Annotated in this window: 17 protein-coding genes; 13 read left to right on the top strand and 4 right to left on the bottom strand. The window is 70.0% G+C overall.

The genetic code is table 11. The features are described 5' to 3' along the window. Positions 1-206 precede the first annotated feature (206 nt). Entirely contained in the window at positions 207-455 is a 249-nt protein-coding gene (locus tag ABZ934_RS27310; protein ID WP_361318120.1) for a YqcI/YcgG family protein, read from the top strand. Beyond that, positions 452-1,147, top strand: coding sequence for an MOSC domain-containing protein (locus tag ABZ934_RS27305; RefSeq protein ID WP_361318118.1), 696 nt, complete (start codon positions 452-454; stop codon positions 1,145-1,147). The genes ABZ934_RS27310 and ABZ934_RS27305 overlap by 4 nt, the downstream gene beginning before the upstream one ends. Positions 1,148-1,240: 93 nt before the next feature. Here ABZ934_RS27305 and ABZ934_RS27300 read toward each other — a convergent pair whose 3' ends face one another. Next, a complete protein-coding gene (locus ABZ934_RS27300; RefSeq protein ID WP_361318116.1) occupies positions 1,241-1,564 on the bottom strand; it encodes a hypothetical protein in 324 nt (107 codons plus the stop codon). Between the two features lie 216 nt (positions 1,565-1,780). Beyond that, entirely contained in the window at positions 1,781-2,758 is a 978-nt protein-coding gene (locus ABZ934_RS27295; protein WP_361318114.1) for a YafY family protein, read from the bottom strand. 62 nt (positions 2,759-2,820) lie between these two features. On the opposite strand from ABZ934_RS27295, the gene ABZ934_RS27290 reads away from it, so the two are divergent. From ABZ934_RS27290 to ABZ934_RS27270, 5 genes are all read left to right on the top strand, one after another. Beyond that, positions 2,821-3,207: a VOC family protein gene (locus ABZ934_RS27290; protein WP_361318112.1), complete on the top strand. Its 387-nt coding sequence runs from the start codon at positions 2,821-2,823 to the stop codon at positions 3,205-3,207. Positions 3,208-3,704: 497 nt separating this feature from the next. Next, positions 3,705-4,739, top strand: coding sequence for a hypothetical protein (locus tag ABZ934_RS27285; protein WP_361318110.1), 1,035 nt, complete (start codon positions 3,705-3,707; stop codon positions 4,737-4,739). A gap of 176 nt (positions 4,740-4,915) precedes the next feature. Then, the gene (locus ABZ934_RS27280; protein ID WP_361318108.1) at positions 4,916-5,719 is read left to right on the top strand and encodes a TIGR04222 domain-containing membrane protein; all 804 of its coding nucleotides are present in this window, start codon (positions 4,916-4,918) and stop codon (positions 5,717-5,719) included. Positions 5,720-6,069: 350 nt separating this feature from the next. Next, entirely contained in the window at positions 6,070-6,669 is a 600-nt protein-coding gene (locus ABZ934_RS27275) for a hypothetical protein (RefSeq protein ID WP_361318106.1), read from the top strand. Between the two features lie 176 nt (positions 6,670-6,845). Continuing rightward, positions 6,846-7,304, top strand: a complete 459-nt coding sequence (locus ABZ934_RS27270; protein ID WP_361318104.1) for a hypothetical protein — start codon at positions 6,846-6,848, stop codon at positions 7,302-7,304. A 355-nt stretch (positions 7,305-7,659) separates the two neighbouring features. Here ABZ934_RS27270 and ABZ934_RS27265 read toward each other — a convergent pair whose 3' ends face one another. Beyond that, complete coding sequence (locus ABZ934_RS27265) at positions 7,660-8,049, bottom strand: hypothetical protein (RefSeq protein ID WP_361318102.1); 390 nt, start codon at positions 8,047-8,049, stop codon at positions 7,660-7,662. A gap of 411 nt (positions 8,050-8,460) precedes the next feature. Between ABZ934_RS27265 and ABZ934_RS27260 the strand changes: the two genes are divergently transcribed. Both ABZ934_RS27260 and ABZ934_RS27255 read left to right on the top strand, forming a co-directional pair. Then, the gene (locus tag ABZ934_RS27260; protein ID WP_361318100.1) at positions 8,461-8,664 is read left to right on the top strand and encodes a hypothetical protein; all 204 of its coding nucleotides are present in this window, start codon (positions 8,461-8,463) and stop codon (positions 8,662-8,664) included. Positions 8,665-8,874: 210 nt separating this feature from the next. Then, entirely contained in the window at positions 8,875-10,383 is a 1,509-nt protein-coding gene (locus ABZ934_RS27255; RefSeq protein ID WP_361318098.1) for a DUF4246 domain-containing protein, read from the top strand. A 116-nt stretch (positions 10,384-10,499) separates the two neighbouring features. On the opposite strand, the gene ABZ934_RS27250 is transcribed toward ABZ934_RS27255, so the two are convergent. Further along, positions 10,500-11,630 carry an NADH:flavin oxidoreductase gene (locus ABZ934_RS27250; protein ID WP_361318096.1) on the bottom strand — a complete coding sequence of 377 codons (1,131 nt, stop codon included), beginning with the start codon at positions 11,628-11,630 and terminating at the stop codon, positions 10,500-10,502. A gap of 211 nt (positions 11,631-11,841) precedes the next feature. Here ABZ934_RS27250 and ABZ934_RS27245 point away from each other — a divergent pair, with 211 nt between their 5' ends. From ABZ934_RS27245 to raiA, 4 genes are all read left to right on the top strand, one after another. Beyond that, the gene (locus tag ABZ934_RS27245; protein ID WP_361318162.1) at positions 11,842-12,321 is read left to right on the top strand and encodes a MarR family transcriptional regulator; all 480 of its coding nucleotides are present in this window, start codon (positions 11,842-11,844) and stop codon (positions 12,319-12,321) included. Between the two features lie 307 nt (positions 12,322-12,628). Beyond that, a complete protein-coding gene (locus ABZ934_RS27240; protein ID WP_361318094.1) occupies positions 12,629-13,702 on the top strand; it encodes a polyprenyl synthetase family protein in 1,074 nt (357 codons plus the stop codon). A 277-nt stretch (positions 13,703-13,979) separates the two neighbouring features. After that, the gene (locus tag ABZ934_RS27235; RefSeq protein ID WP_361318092.1) at positions 13,980-14,744 is read left to right on the top strand and encodes a dienelactone hydrolase family protein; all 765 of its coding nucleotides are present in this window, start codon (positions 13,980-13,982) and stop codon (positions 14,742-14,744) included. A gap of 883 nt (positions 14,745-15,627) precedes the next feature. Next, on the top strand, positions 15,628-15,924 hold the full coding sequence (raiA, locus tag ABZ934_RS27230) for a ribosome-associated translation inhibitor RaiA (protein WP_361318090.1): 297 nt from the start codon (positions 15,628-15,630) through the stop codon (positions 15,922-15,924). Positions 15,925-16,191: the final 267 nt, after the last annotated feature.

Below are 16,191 nucleotides of genomic sequence, written 5' to 3'. Positions count from 1 at the left end.
TCGGGCCGACGTGAGGGTGTTTCAGCCATCCGTGCGGGCCCGTGGGGATCACGCGTCCGCGGGGCGATCGGCAAGATCGACCGCCGTGCCGTAGCCGCCGTGCTCGCGGAGGAGCGCGCGGACACCGCGCCGGAAGCCGCCGAGCCCCGGGCGGACGGACTCCGGCCGGGACCGACACCGACGCGGCGTACGGGTCCGCGGAACTCATGCTGCTCCTCGAACAGTTCCGTCGGCTGGTGGAGAACGGCGTCTACGAAGGTCTCCAGCGCCGCATCCGTGACCGCGAACTGCGCCTGCAGGATTCGATCAACCCGAACCTCGCCGAATTCGGCGAATCGTTCGAGGTGCGTCAGTATTGCGGGATGTGGACGGACGCGTACGGGCACTGCCCCTTCGCCCCCCGGGGCGGACCATCCGGGCGGCCCGTGCCGGTTACACGAAGGCCCGACGCGTGAACAGCGCGCACGGCTCCGTCCTCAGCGTCAACATCGGACGGGCTCGCGCGGTGCCCTACACGGACGCCCCGGGCGGCGCGACGGGAATCGACAAGCGCCCGGTGGACGGGCCGGTCCGGGTGGCCCCGGCAGGGCCACCCGGCCTGGCGGGCAGCGGCGTGAGTGGTGACGCGGTGTGTGACCGGCGCTTCCACGGCGGTGACGACCGCGCCGTGTACGCCTTCGCCCGGGAGGACCTGGACGGCTGGCAGCGGGAGCTGAACCGCGTACTGGCCAACGGTTCGTTCGGCGAGAACCTGACCGTCGTCGGCATGGACCTGCGACGCGCGCTCATCGGCGAACAGTGGCGGATCGGCCCCGAGGCCGTCGTCGAGGTGACCGGCGGCCGGATCCCCTGCCGCACCTTCGCCGGCCGGCTCGGCGAGAAGGGATGGGTGCGCCGCTTCACCCGGGCCGCGTCCCCCGGCGCGATGCTCCGCGTCATCACGGCGGGTGACATCAGTGCGGGCGACGGGATCACCGTCGTGCGCCGCCCGGACCACGATGTGACCGTGTCCCGCCTGTTCCGCGCGGTGACCACCGAACGGGCGATGTTGCCCGACGTGCTCGTGGCCGCCCCGTGGATGGAGCGCGAACAACTGGAGATCGCCCAGCGGTACACCGTCAAGTACGCCGCGCGCACCGAGCGGTAGTGCGCTGCCCGGTCGCGGGGGCTGTTCCTGTCGCGACACGAGGGCAGTTGGCGCCGGCGTGGCGGTGGATGCCTGAGTTCTTGTGTCCGAGGGTCAGCACCACTTGTCGGCAAGGTGGGGGACGACTTTCCGGCAGTAGCGGCAGGTGGATCCGGTATCCAGGTCCTCGGTCGCGCCGGCGCAGGTGGGGCACTCTCCGCGTTCGAGGACCGGGCCCCGTTCGGCCGCGCAGGCGGGGCAGAGGTGCGCGAGGACGTCGGGCGCGCCCGGGTAGCCCGGCAGGACCACGACTGCCGGCCGCAGGACCCACCCGGCTTCCACGATCAGGTCCTCGAACCGGGTGTTCTCCGGCTCCTCCGGCTCCAGAGACAGGGCGAGGCAGCTCTCACGGTCGCAGGTCACGGCGTTGCGCATCATCTGGTCTCCCGTTGCTCGGCGTGGCTGATCTGGTCCAGGCGGGTGCCCGGGGTGCCGCTGTTCCATGCGTTCGGGACTCGGGAGGTTGGGCGCGCCGGTGGGTTCTTCACCGGGGGTCGGTGATGCCGGCCTCTACCGCGCCCGTCCGTTCCGTCGGCGAACGCGGTGAACGCGCGGCACTCGGAAGGCCACGTCGTGCGAGCCGGCTACTCGCGCTCAGCTTCGTCCGTTGGTGTTCCCAGAGCGGTCGTTGTCCTCGAACAGTTCCCGGGTGCGGCGCAGCAGAGCTTCCCGTACGGGGTCGGGTGACAGGACCCGCAGGGGTGTGGCGAGGCTGAGGAGGTACGTGGCTAGCCCGTCCGCGTCGGGGCCGCCGATCTCGACGATCGTGGCGTCGGGGCCTTCCGGGCGATGAGTACCGACCGTCGGCGGGATCAGCCGAAGCGCCTTCTCCAAGGGCAGAGGGAGGCGGATCGTCACGTAGAGCGGGTAGGCGCCGGTCGCGATGGAGCGGGAGACGAGCAGAGCCGGGTCGGGTGGGTCGCCAAGGTCCACCGGACGCCCGGTCGGCTGTATCCGGCCAACCCTGTCGGCCCGGAACGTACGCCATTCGTCCCGCGTCACGTCCCGGGCGACGAAGTACCAGCGGCGCCCCGTGTGTACCAGACGGTACGGGTCGACATCCCGGACCGTGGCCCTTCCTTCCCGATCGCGGTACGACAGGCGGCTGCGCTCGCCCCGGCGGCATGCTGAGGCCAATTCCAGCAGCATGCGGGGCGTGATCTGCGGTTCGTCGGGCCTCGTGGTGTGTACAAGGGCGGCGTCCATCTCGCCCAGCCGGTCCGCGATCCGGCTTGGTAGGACCTGACGTAGTTTCAACAGAGCGGACAGAGCGGCCTGATCGCCTCCGAGAACGCCGCTGAGTGCGGCCTCGCGCAGCCCGACCGCCACGGCGAGTGCCTCTTCGTCATCGAGGATCAACGGCGGTACCCGGGCGCCGGGCCGCAGGCGATAGCCGCCCCACGGCCCGGGGTCGGACTCGACTCCATAGCCGAGTTCTCGAAGCCTTGCGACGTCACGCCGCACCGTGCGCTCGGTGACCGCCATCTTGTCGGCCAGCTCGCCGCAGGTCCACGACGGTCGTGCGGACAGCAGTGAGACCAGTCGCAGCAGGCGGGCGGATGTGCTGATCACCTTCGGAGTGTCCCGCATGACCAGGACCGAATCTGTCCTGGTCCCGTCGTAGCGTCTCTCCCATGAGCACTGGAAACACGTCCGCACCCGCGATCCGCTATTCGGCCGTCACTTTCGACTGCCCGGACCCTGCCGAACTGGCCCGTTTCTACGGCGACGCCCTCGGCCTGCCCGTGGCCTACTCCACTGACGACTTCGTTCTGCTCGGCCAGGAAGGCTCGGCGGGGCTGGGGTTCAACCGGCTGGTCGACTACCGACGTCCCACCTGGCCAGACCCTTCCCAAGAGAAGCAGGCGCACATCGAACTGGGCGTCGATGACTTGGATGTCGCCCAGGCCCGGCTGCTCGCCCTCGGGGCGGTCGAGCCCGCCGTCCAGCCGGAACCCGACCGGTGGCGGGTCCTGCTGGACCCCGCAGGCCACCCGTTCTGCATCACCACCCTGGTCTGAGCGTGATGCGGACATCCGCGGGGGTGGGAGCGCCGGCGGTCGCCGGAGCGGCGAGGGCTGCCTGGGCACTGGCGTCGTCCCGCCAGATCTCGCACTACTGTCTTCCGCACCACATCGGACGGACCTCACCGTCCTGGGCGGAGTGGGTCTCCGCCCTGCGGAGGACCGGCTCTGACGCGCGCCCCGGGCCGCGGGAACAGCAACCCTGACGGCCGGCAGCCGTGGCCGCGAGACCGAGCGCTCGAAGGGAGCCGAACGGCTTCCGCGGCAGCACTCTCACCGTCGACCAGCAGCGCGAGCTCCTGCGGACCACCCTTTGACACCCCGGCCGAGTGTGGCCTCCGCACGGCCCCTCAGGTGGCGGTCCGGCGAAGGCGTCGGCGTTCGCGCTGCTGCCCACGGTGACGGGGTGCGCCCCGTACCGGTCCTGAGCAGTTGGGTGGTGAACGGCCGGCGGCGGTCGGCCGGTTGTCAGTGCTCCCTTCTATCTTGAAGCCATGGAGATCACCAAGCGGACACTTGCGGAGGCCTGGCAGCGGACGGTCTCACGACACGCCCCCCTGCTCGACATGGTCGGGCTACCACCTGTGGTGGTCTCGGACGGCGAATTGGCGGAGTGGGGCAAGGGCGCTGGGGCAGCGGAGGACGGGGGCCTGTGCCTCCTGTTGGGCGAGGACGGCACAGTGCGCGGCTGTCACGGTCCCTACCGGGAGGTCTTCGCCACGCGCGACCTCGAGCAGGCGCTTTACCTGATCGCGGAGGCCTCGCTGCGCCGGCCCGGCGGTAGCCCCGAGGAGGTGGCCGACGCGCTGGACCATATCGATCCGGCGTGGGGCAGACGCTTTCGCGGTGGCGGCCTGGACGACACGGGGACGGTCGAGGGGTGCGGACGCGACCCGCTGGAAGGGCTCGCCTGGATAGCCGGGGCCTGGCGTGAGCAGGACCCGTACACGACGCTTGCCTTCTTTCGCGCGGCGCCCGGACGAACCGTCGACGCCGAGCGGCTGGCCCTGCTGTACGGAGCCGATCCCGCGCAGGTCGCAGCCGGTACCCGCCTGAAGGACCTGGAGGCTGTGGACAGCGGCCGGGCTCACCGGGACCGCCAGTGGGAGAGTTGCTGTTTCGGGCAGGCGGGCGGGTGGACGTTTCTGCTGTACCACGACACGCCGCCGGGATCCTTCGCCGACAAGGAGGCGTACGAGGCGCTCGGGATCAAGGAGAGCGTGTGGCTGACCGCCACCTCCGCGAAAGCCATCTACACCTTCGACTACATGCGGGACGGCCGCCGCGTCGACGACGACTGGGGCGCGCTGGAGCTGATCTGGTACGAGCGCGGCCGCGCCCCCTATCTACGGGGCGGCGAGCTGGACTTCCTCAACCGGGCGGTGCGCCGTGCGGAGCTGGACCACCCCGAACTGACCAGCACGTTCGAGCTGTACTTCCACGCCCTGGAGGTGTCCCTCGGCGTGCGGTTGCCGCGCCGGGACTTCGCCGAGGGGGAGGTGCGGGCCGCGTACTGGGCGGGGGAGTAGCGGTGAGTAAGGCGAGAGCGCGCACGAGCGCGGCACGCCGGTGATCGCGAGGCCGCGAGTGCGGGCGGCGTCGAGGACGGGGCCGGCGGCCGCGCGGGGCATGGATACTCCCGCCGCCAAAGCGGGGGCTTCGGGCGGCGGACAGCCGGGGAAGGCTGAACCGGGGGGTGGTTCGTGTGGGCTTGACGGGTGGCGTGCCGGCGGGTCTGGCGTGGCTTCTGGTGCTGTTGGCGGGGGTGGTGCGGTTCGGTGGCGGCTGGGTCGGATCGTCGCGCAGGGCGTTGTCGCCGGTGGAGATGGGGCTGTTGCGTGGGGGAGTGCGGGGGGCGGCGCAGACCGGGCTGGTCGAGCTGTACCTGGCCGGAGCTGTGGAGGCCGGGTTCCGGCAAACGGTGCGGGCGGTTGAGCACCGGCGGCCGCCGCGCGGCTGCTCCGCGGTGGCCTGCGCCCAGTACGACGTGCTCTACCGGAAAACACATCCGCGCCGGTTGCAAAACGAAGACCGGGTACGGGCTGCCATCCGGGAGACGGCCCGGGGCTTGGAGCGTGCGGGGCTGCTGGTGTCCGCCAAGCGACGCTGGGCCGCACGGGCCCTGCTGCTCCCGGTGTTCGCCGCGGCACCGGCCTGGGGCGCCACGGGTGGCGGGGAGACGGTGTGGCTGTGGCTCATGCTCCTCGCCGACATCGCCGCCCTCGTGTTGTGGACGCGCCCCCGGCGCACCCCGCGCGGCGCCGAGCTGCTCCGGCTGCGCCAAGACCGTGCCGGGGCCCGCCTCGCCACGGATCGGGACGACCCCGGGGGGCTGCTGCTGAGCGTCGCCGTCTTCGGCGCCCCGGCGCTGCGCGCCCGGCTTCCCCGGTTCACGAAGGAGAGCGGGCTGTTGACCCGCCCCCCGTGGGAGCCCATGGAGCGCAGCGGACGCGGCGGTTGGCACGATTCACCGGGCGGGGGAGGGGGATGTGGAGGCTGCGGGGGTTGATCCGGGGACAAACGGGCCGGACGGCATCCCGCAGGCGCGGTCGTCCAGGGGCGCCTTCGGGCGTGAGGGGGTGTTCGAACTCGGCCCGGCCTCCCGTGGATCCGGAAGTCGTGCGGCCGGCGGCGGTCATCACCTGCTCGTGGCCCTCCGGTCCTTTCGTATCCTCGTGCCGCCGGAGAGGAAGCCGGGAGACCGGGAGGGTGGGGTTGATGGGATTCGTGAGGAACAGGCGGGACGAGTCTTTTGAGGCGGTGCACTGGGATGAGATCACCCAGTTCACGGTGGGCAGGATGATGCGGCGCACGTTCCGGAAATCGAAGCGGGGCGACGGCGCGCATGCGGTCCGGTTCATGAGGATGCGCGGGGGCGTCGAGTACATGGTCCCCGCCCTTTACGTCATGCCCGTGGAGCCGGCCGGACTGGTCTCGAAGGGCGGCTTCCGGCTCTTCGAGGACGAGGACAGCCGACAGTTGTTGTGCACGGTGCTCCCGGACGGCTCCGATCGATACCGGGTGAGGAACGCCGTCGGCCAAGAGCTCGGCTCGGTCCGCCGCACCCCGGTCACGAAGCGGCTCACCCAACACGGCCTGGGGATGGAACAGTCTGGGCCCCCGGCCATCGTGGCCCCGCGCAACTGGGCGAGGGGCGGCCCTGGGGCGCGGGGTGGGCCGTGTCCTCGACGGGGTCGTGGACTCCCTGCTGTCCTTCGGGTCCGACGAAGGCACAGACTCCGGCTCACCCCTCAAACCCGTGGTCTGGGCGGTGGGCGCGAGGACGGGCAGGAGGAAGGCGCGGACGGTCGGTACGGGGAAGCGGTACTGACCTTCCCCCGCACCACAGACGACAAGCGCTGGTACTTCGTCAAGCGCGATGGCCGGCTGGACAAGCGCCTCGCCTTCGCCCTGGCAGTGCTGCGCGAGAGCGAAGCCTTCGGCGCCGACCACCGCTGAGCGGCGCCCGCCCCGGGCCCGGGCTATCCTCGGCCGGTGCGAGAACGTCGCCTACCGGAGCGTGTGGTGCGGGGATGGGTCGATGTACGTCGGGCGGTGTCCTTCGGCGCAGCGCCGTGATCTACGGTCTCCTATTGCACCGACACCGATCAGTTCGACAACGGGGATGTACGCGCATGCGCAGGACAGCCACTCTCACCATCAGCCTGCTCGCGGCGGCCGCGCTGCTGACCGGGTGCGGTAGCGAGAAGAAGGACGCCGGCCCGGCCAAGGCGGGCGCCGCCTCGCCCAGTGCCCCGGCGAGCGGCGCGAAGGGCTCGTCCTCGGGTAAGAAGGGCGTTCCGCATCAGGTGGTCTTCGAGGTCGACGGCACGGGGGCGTCCAACGTCATGTGGATCGGGAACACCAACCACTTCGAGCAGGTGACGCTGCCCTGGACGAAGACGGAGTCCATACAGTTGGAGGGCGCCGAGCTGAAGGTCGGCGTCACGGTGTCGCTGGTGCCGGGTTCGGTCAAGGGCTCGGACGGGATGCTGAAGGCTGCCCCGTGCACGATCAAGGTCGACGGCAAGCAAGTCGCGGACAATCAGGGCGGCGAGTCGGCCAAGCCCTGCACGTACAAGCTCAAGGACTGACAGTCGGATCTTGTCTGACAAGTGATCTTGGGTGTGCTGCTCGTGGCCGCGTTTCGCGTCGCCGAAGCCGACGCGGTAGGCGGAGCTGCGGATAGCAACCGAAACCTCGCCACGAAGCGACGGGGCCGGCCACCACCTGGTGACCGGCCCCACCCGCTGCTCAGTCAGCGGCTTCGGTCAGCCCCTGATCGCGGCGATGCATCGCTTGGGAGGTGAAAACCGGGCCGCCCGGGTGGCCCGGCGGTTCGTGCGGAACCGATACTTCTCCCGTTCGTTGAACGGGTTGGGGCGCACGCCCCACCCCGGGTACCCCGAGCTCCCGGGGCGGGGTAGCCGGGCACCGCTACGCCGCGCGTCAGCGTCGGCGGGGCCGGTCCAGTGGGCGGACGCGCATGGCTGACCAGGTGGCATCGAGGGCGATCAGCGTGACGCCGACCAGGCCGTGGCCGGAGAGGCGGTTCTGCAGGATGTCGCGGTTGAGGTCGGTGCCGGCCTTCACACCGCCCTTGCGGTAGGCGACCCAGACCAGACCGTCGAACGGGACCGCGTCGAGCGCCCTCTTGACGGTGGCGTCGAGGGTCGCGGCGTCGGGGGCGAAAAGCAGCACCAGGTCCGGGTTCTTGGCCTCCGCGACCACCGTGGCGGCGGAGGGAAGAGGTCCGCACGACCAGTCGGCCGGCGCTCCGAACGTCAGGAGGGTCGCGCCCTCCTTGATGCCCAGCTTCTCCGCAGTCGTCTTCGCCATGCCGGAATCCTATCCAGCGCGCGGGGCCGGATAGCGGGCGACTGTCTCCTCCTGAAGGCCGGTGCCGCAGGGCCGTGGTCTGACGCCCCTGCCGGGGGGCCGCACCGAGGGGTCTACTGCTGGTTCAGCCGGCCGGTATGAGGCCATCGTTGGCGCCTTTTCGGGTGGCGAGGGTGGCGAGGGCGGCGGGTCGCTCCAGGACGGCCGAGGCGGCGTGAACCGATCATCCCCGGGACGGCCCTCCGACATGCGGGATCAGAAGGGCCGCCGCCGAGGTGGCGTGCTTCAGGGAGCCGGCGCGGTCGGCGCCGCGCTGTCCGAGCACCACCCGGGTGCTCAGTCCGTCCGGCAGCGCCTACGCGATTGCTACCTGCTGCCCCTGTCACGTCGGCTCCGGCGCCCTGGCAGCCAGTGCCGGACCGCAGGATTCCCATCGGCGGCCTGCTCGGCATCGGTTTCGCGGTCCATCCGGACACCGAACACGACCTCGTCAAGGTCGTGTCCCACGACGGACACGCACTCTTCGACGCAGTCACCGGCGAGAAGATCGCAGGAGGCCGGGATTCCGGCCCCGCCACCAGCAGCCCCGACGCGCAGCCGGACCTCCTGCCCTGAACTCCGAAGCCGGCGCCCCGCTCTTGGCGTACCGGCGGGGCAGCGCGGACGCAGTCCACCAGGCGGCTGGCCGTCCGCGCCCGGGGCCCTCACCGCCCCCGCGAACCCCGCCTGGGTCATCGTCACAGCGATGACGGGGCCACGGCTGCGGTGTCAGTCTGCTGAAGTATCCTTCCAGCCACCGCACACCGACTGGGAGGACCAGGAGAATTGACTGCCCTGTCTGCTTTCCCGCTGCCTTTTCATGCTTCTCGTTCCATAGCGTTCGCGACACCCCGAACGCTGCGGGAGCTTCAGATGATGCAGTGCAGCGCGCTCATTCGGGCGAAGTCGGGGTGGTTCGACAAGATGCACGACGCCGACATCGTCGCCAGGTGGGCACAAGAAGCGGTTGCCCAAGGCCTCACCGAAGCGCAGGTGCGTTACGTGCTTGCCGAACTCCGGCATTACGCCGCCCTGCGGGACGGACGAACCGGCGTCGAGGTGTCAGCCGTCGACGGGGTGTGGCAGTCGGACACACTGGTGGACGACAAGCTCAGATCCCGGCTGCGCGAGGCGGTTCAGGCTCTGGAAGAGGTCCCCGAAGCAGAACAGGACTGGCATCCCGGATCCGACGGCCAAGTACTGGATCTGGTTCATCCCTCACTGTTCTGCCTCGTGAGAGAGGTGAGCGGGGCACCCGATTGGGCTTGGGAGAACCCGACGGACCGGTACTCGAGGTACGAATTCTCGGAGAAATTCCAGTGGCTGCCCACGGACGTCGAGGTCAGTGACGACGGCGATGTCGCCTTCCGTTCGTACGTCAACAACGTCCACCCCGACACTCACCGCGAACTGGCCGCCGTCCTGCCCGATGTGTTCGCGCGCATGCGCCCGCTGCTGGAGAACGTGCTCACCGATCTGCGCCATCCGCGGCCCCCACGAATCAAGGCGAATCCTTTCGGGTGGTACGACTCGGAGCCGGAGTATCCGGACAAGTCCGCCTACAGTGATGATCGGGCCTACGCGGAAGCCTGCGATGCGTGGGAAGAGGCCCAGGCCGACTGGTGGGAAAACCGCCGGCCGGTCGTCCCGGACGCACCTGCCTTCACCCCGCCCGAGTTGCCCGATGAATCCGCCCGAGTCGACCTGCGCGGCCGCTCTCTCCAGGTCATCGTCAAGCTCGCCACCATTCATCTCACCCCAGACAAGCCCGAGTACCCCGGCGGTTCCTGGCATGTCGAGGGGATGATGAACGAGCGGATCGTCTCGACCGCCATCTACTACTGGGACAGCGAGAACATCACCGAAAGCCGACTGAGTTTCCGGGCGGCACTCGACGACCCGCACTACGAGCAGAACGACGACAACGGCCTCCGTGAGGTCTACGGCCTGGAGGACGAAGACGCACTGAACCAGATGCTGGGATCGACGTCGACCCCAGCGGGCCGCTGCCTGGCGTTCCCGAACATCCTGCAACACCGCGTCGGCTCATTCCGCCTCACGGACCCCACCCGCCCGGGGCATCGCAAAATTCTCGCGTTCTTCCTGGTCGACCCATCGGAAAAGATAGTCTCGACATCCGATGTGCCACCGCAACAACCATGGTCCGACACCTCGACCATGACGCTTGAACAGGCCAAGAACTACCGCGAACAACTCATGCAGGAACGCAAGTTCTTCGTCGACGAACACAACGAACAGCTCTACGAGCGAGAATTTTCGCTCTGCGAGCACTGAACCCGGTCGAACACGGAAGCGCGATGCGCCGGGCCTGAGTGGCAGGGGCTGCCGCGTGACGTCGGCGGACCGATGCCACGGGGCTTCCTCGGACCAGCCGTCCGGATGGCTGCCGGCTACCGGCTGAGCGACTTGAGCGCCGCCGCGTCGTACGGCTTCAGCTCGTCGAAGCGGTTGCCGAGGACCTTCGCCGCCCACTGCGGGTCCTGGAGCAGCGCCCGGCCGACGGCGACCATGTCGAACTCGTCGCGTTCCATGCGGTCCAGGAGGTTGTCGATGTCGCCGAGCGCCGCGCCCTCGCCGACGAAGGAGCGGATGAAGTCGCCGTCGAGGCCGACCGAACCGACGGTGATGGTAGGCCGGCCGGTGAGCTTCTTGGTCCAGCCCGCCAGGTTCAGGTCCGAGCCCTCGAACTCCGGGAGCCAGTAGCGCCGGGTGGAGGCGTGGAACGCGTCGACGCCCGCCGCCGTCAGCGGGGCCAGGATGGCCTCCAGCTCCTCCGGGGTCTGCGCGAGTCGGGCGTCGTAGCCTTCCTGCTTCCACTGCGAGTAGCGGAAGATCACCGGGAAGTCGGCCGCGACGCGCTCGCGGACCGCTGCCACGATCTCGGCGGCGAACTTCGTACGGGCCACCGCGTCGCCGCCGTACGCGTCGGTGCGGCGGTTGGTCCGCTCCCAAAGGAACTGGTCGAGCAAATAGCCGTGGGCACCGTGCAGTTCGACGCCGTCGAAGCCGATCCGCTCGGCCTCGACGGCGGCGTCGGCGAACGCGCCGATGACATCGTCGAGGTCGGCGCGGGTCATCGCCTTGCCGGTCCCCTCCGTGCCATCGACGCGGATACCGGAGGGGCCGACGGCGGGCGCTTCGGCGTACGGTGCCTCGCCCTGCTTGCGCACCATGCCTATGTGCCACAGCTGGGGCACGATCGTGCCACCCGCCTCGTGCACGGCCGCGGCGACCTTCGCCCACCCCGCCAACTGCTCCTCCCCGTGGAAGCGCGGCACCCGGTCGCTCTGCCCGGCGGACTGGTGACCGACGTAGGTGCCCTCGGTGACGATCAAGCCCACACCTGCGGCGGCCCGGCTGGCGTAGTACGCCTGCACGTCCTCGCCGGGCACGCCGCCGGGAGAGAACATCCGCGTCATCGGAGCCATCGCGATGCGGTTGGGGACGGTCAGGCCGTTCAGCGTGATCGGCCGGGACAGGATCTCGGCCGCGCGGGAGGCGGTGGACGTGGTGACGGTCATGCGGGTCCTCCGGTGTGAGGCTGTGGCTCGTCGGGTGACAACCAGGAGTGCATAGTACACATACTGTGTATCATGCATATTGCCGTGGCCGGTCTGCGGGCGAAGCCGTCCGCAGACCGGCCCTTGAGAGGTCCGCCGGTCCACGTGTCCGCGATAATGGAGCGCCGGAAGGAGTGGAGGCGCAGTGCTGGAGAAACTGGAGCGGGAGCTGATGCTGCTCTCGCGGCACCAGGTGCTGGCCCGGCGCGAGCGAGACCCCGAACGCCTGGAGCGGTCGGCGTACCTGCTGCTCAGCCGGCTCGACACCCAAGGCCCCATGTCCATCGGGCAGTTGGCGGATGCCTTCGGGCTCGACACCTCGACCGTGAACCGCCAGACGGCGGCACTGCTGCGCTGCGGACTGGCCGAGCGCGTCGCGGACCCGGACGGCGGCATGGCCCGCAAGCTGCGCATCACCGCCGAAGGCGGGCGCCGGCTCGCCGGAGACCGTGAGGTCAACCGGTCCTGCCTGGCCCGGGTGGTCGCCGACTGGTCCCCTGAGGAGGTACGGGAGCTGGAGGACGTCCTGGTCCGACTCAACCGCAGCGCCGAGGCCCTCGAAGGACGGCACTGGCCGCGCACGGAGGAGGACGACGCCGGCGCCGAATGCCACCCGCCGGTCCCGCAGGAATCCTCGGCGCCCGGGCAGTGAGAATCGGCGACTCCTGCCCCGCAGGCACCCGCGACCGTTGCCCCGCAGGAATCCGCGCCGCGAGCCAGGTAGGAGCCCGGCGACTCCCGCTCCGTGGGAACGCCCGCGCTTCGGGCGGCGCCCGGACCCGGCGAGCGGCCGGGCCGTTCCTGTCGCCCATTCCGAGCGCCTGTTCTTGGCTGAAGGACCCTCGGGCCACCCGGTACACGTCCTGACCCTGCCCGACGGGGACAGCTCGGGCACCGACCCGAGTGTCACCCGTACACAAATGTGTCCCGTGGCAGTCCCCGAGTAGGAAGACCGCGTCATGACCCAGCAGATCCTCGAGCGTGTCGCCGGACACGAGCACCGGTTCAACGCGCTCTTCGAGGAGTACTTCGACAGGGTGAGCGCTCAACTCGATGCGCCGTCCTTCAGCCGCTTCACCCCGGACTGTGTGCGGTTGCTGCGGGAGTTGTCCCTGCGCGGCGGAAAACGGATGCGGGTCGTGTTGCTGCATGAGGCGGCACGTCTGGTGACCGAGGAGCCGGTTGAAGGACTGGGCGCCGCCGCGCTGAGCATCGAGCTGCTGCAGACCCACGGCCTGGTGCACGACGACCTCATCGACGACAGCCCCACCCGTCGCGGCGCCCCCTCCACCTACTACGCCTACCGCGAGCGGTTTCCCGACCACCCGCAGGCGGCCCTTGGTCTGACCGTGCTCGCGGGCGACCTCGCCCTTGCCCTGTCGCTGCGGGTGCTGCTGGAGGAGTCGAAGGTACCCGTGGCGGTGCGGCAGGCCATGATCGAGGTGCAGACCCGGGCGGCGACCGACACGTTCGTGGGTCAGATCGTCGACCTGGAACGCGACTTCGCCGCCGCGCCGGACGAGGACGTCCTGCACTGCGTGGCCGACTACAAGTCCGCCCGTTACTCGATTCTCGCGCCCATGCGGCTCGGACTCCTGGCCGCGGGCCAGGAGCCGGCCCTCTTCGACGAGGAACTGCGGGAGTATGCGCGGCTGGTGGGGGTCTGCGGGCAGATGCGCGACGACTACCTGGACCTGTTCGGGGACGCGGCAGCCATGGGCAAGCCGATCGGAACCGACCTCCGCGACGGCAGGCGCAGCTACACCGTCAACGCGCTGCTGTCGGCCGTCGACGGCCCTGAGCGTCACCTGCTGGAAGCCGCGCTCGGCAACCCGGCATGTGAGCCGGAAACCATCGCCGCTGTCCGGGAAATCGGCGAACGCCGCGGTGTGCCGGGCAAAATGCAGGCAGACATGCGCCGCTATGCCCGGCAAGCGTCCGCTGTGACCGCCGGATGGCGCCCGCGGTGGCGGGCGGAGGCGGTCACCTTCTTCGAACTGCTGCCGCGGTGGAGCGTCGAGCGAACCAGGTGACCGACAACCGAAACCCGGACCTCACCCCGCAGCCACGGCGCGGCCCCTCGACCTTGGGGAACGCTTCCGCGCGTCGGATGTCGGCGGGAGGGCGCCTCGCCGGTGGGGCCGGCGTTGACGTGTGAGCCGGGCCCCGAGCGGGGACCATCGCGCCGTGTCGTACGAGGGGTCGCGGATCGATGGCGCTCGGCACGGCTGTTCGTATGTCGATACCGCATTCCGTGGTCGACTGTGCTCTGGCAGAGTGCGGTGATCATCACGATCGAGGGGGAACCTCATGGCATACGAGATCGTCGCGCACGCTGTGGATATCGAGGTAGGTGGTTCGGCGTCGATGAGCGCCTATCTGGCTCGTCCGGCCGGGGGCGGCAGCCATCCGGCCGTGCTGATCTGCGCCGAGTTGTGGGGGGTGACCGAGGAGGTTCGGGCCGTGGTGCGGCACGTCGCGGAACTCGGCTATGTCGCGATCGCCCCGAACCTGTATCACCGCTCCGGCCCGGAGACCGCCAGCGGCCTGGAGGAGAGCGACGCCAACAGGACGCGTGCCTTCGAGCTTCTCGGCCTGCTGACCCGGGACGAGGTCGAAACGGATCTGCGTGCCTGTACCGACTACGTCCGTGACCACGCGGGCGCCACCGGCAAGTGCGGCGTCCTCGGGTTCAGCCTCGGCGGCCACATCGCCTACTTCGCCGCGAGCCGCCTCGACCTCGCGGCAGCGGCGATCTTCTACCCGGGGTGGCTGCCGGTCGCGGGGACCGCGCTGAGCCGCCCGGAGCCGCTGCTGGAGGCGACCGGCGCCATCGCCGACCGCGATGTGCAGATGCTGCTGTTCTTCGCGGAACTCGACCACGTCATCGACGCGGACCAGCGCGGCCGGATCGGTGATGCCCTGGCAGCGGCGGGGGTACGCCACGAGACGGTCGTCTACCCCGAAGCACAGCACGCGTTCTTCTTCCCCGGACGCGGTATGTACGACAAGGCCGCCGCCGAAGACTCCTGGGCCCGGGTACGCGCACTGTTCGCCACCCAACTCGCCCCGTAGAAGACGAGGCGAACCTGTGTCCGCGGTCGGGCGCCGCAGCGCAGGGGCCGCCTGATAACCGGCCACCCGGTCGGACGCGGCGGGGTAGGCAGGCATTGCTCCGCAGCACCGGTTCTGGCAGCCGTCACCGGTGCGCGATGTCTATGCAGGCTGGGCGCAGGTTCGTATCAGGGCGAAGCCGTTACCGGCCGTCTGGCTCTATCGCGAAGTGTCACCGCCGCCGGCGGCGGCGGTGACCTCCGTAGCTGTGGGGGCGGGCGTTCGCAGGTCACCGGGCAGTCGCCTCGCGCCTCCATGGGTGTGCAAGGGCGATTCGGGTCCGAAGCCGCGGTCCTCTCGGCCTGCAAGTGCGCGAGCAGCAGGAAGGATTGAGCATGTACTCCACGACCGCACCCCGGCGACGGCCTGAGCGGCAACACTGCAACCACGGCCGGCGTGCGTCCCCTGACGGTTGTGCTTGGTCCGTCGCCCCGCCGCGCCTCGACGGGAGGGGTCGACCGCGACGTGGTACAGGTAGAGCGAGACTCCCAGACGTTCGCCCGGGGGGCGCTGCAAATCGGCCGAAGTGAAACCGCTGTGACCGCCTGCAGTAGCGCCGCAGCCGGCCGTCGACCCGCCGTAGCGCGTCGGGCACTGCGTCCGGGCGGCGGTGCCGCGTCAGCCGAGTGCGCGGTACGGAGGCGGGCCGGGCGGTTGGTCAAGTCGCACCCGGTGGACGGCGGACCGGTGCGGTCCGCTGGTGTGCCCGCCGGTAGGGTCGGCGGGCACTTTCGGGAGGGACACGTGTGCTCTGGAGTCGACCAAGCGCTGCCGCACGCGCGTCCATGTTTCGTAGCACCTAGTCTGACCAGCGAGGATCTGCCAGACAATCGAGAGGAAATCAATGAACCACACGCTCAACGGAGACAACGTCGAGATCACCGACGCACTCCGAGGTTTCGTCGGCGAGAAGCTGGCCAAGCTCGATGTGCAGGGCACCGACACCAGCAGCGCCCGTGTGACCCTGAAGATCGACGGCTCGAAGCAGAGCGCCTCGGGCACCCTCCAGGTGGACGGCCAGGACCTCACCGACATCACCGCGACAGCCTCCGACATGAACACGGCCATCGACCAACTGGTCAACAAGCTCTCCGCCCAGCTCAAGAGGCACAAGCAGAGGCAGTACGGACGCCCCCAGTAGTCACGGCCACGAGCACGCACAGGCGATCCGATCGGAAACGTCGAGGGCCGCCATGACCGGATCGACGCAAGCCGGCTCCCCGCCCTCGCCTAGGTAGGGGACCCGCCCCGCCTGCTGTCGTGGAAGGCGCCGGCTCTGGCCGGCCCGCTTTCCCGGCCGCCTCGGATGCCGGCACCACCGTCCCTGCAACGGGATGCGGTATCTGCGGTCCGGGACCGTGCCGGTCCCCGACGCAGACCAGGCGGGGGCATGCCGCACGACGGTGTC

The organism is Streptomyces sp. NPDC046557, from assembly GCF_040645975.1.
Taxonomy (GTDB): Bacteria; Actinomycetota; Actinomycetes; order Streptomycetales; family Streptomycetaceae; genus Streptomyces.
This window is presented reverse-complemented; position numbering and strand designations above follow the sequence as displayed.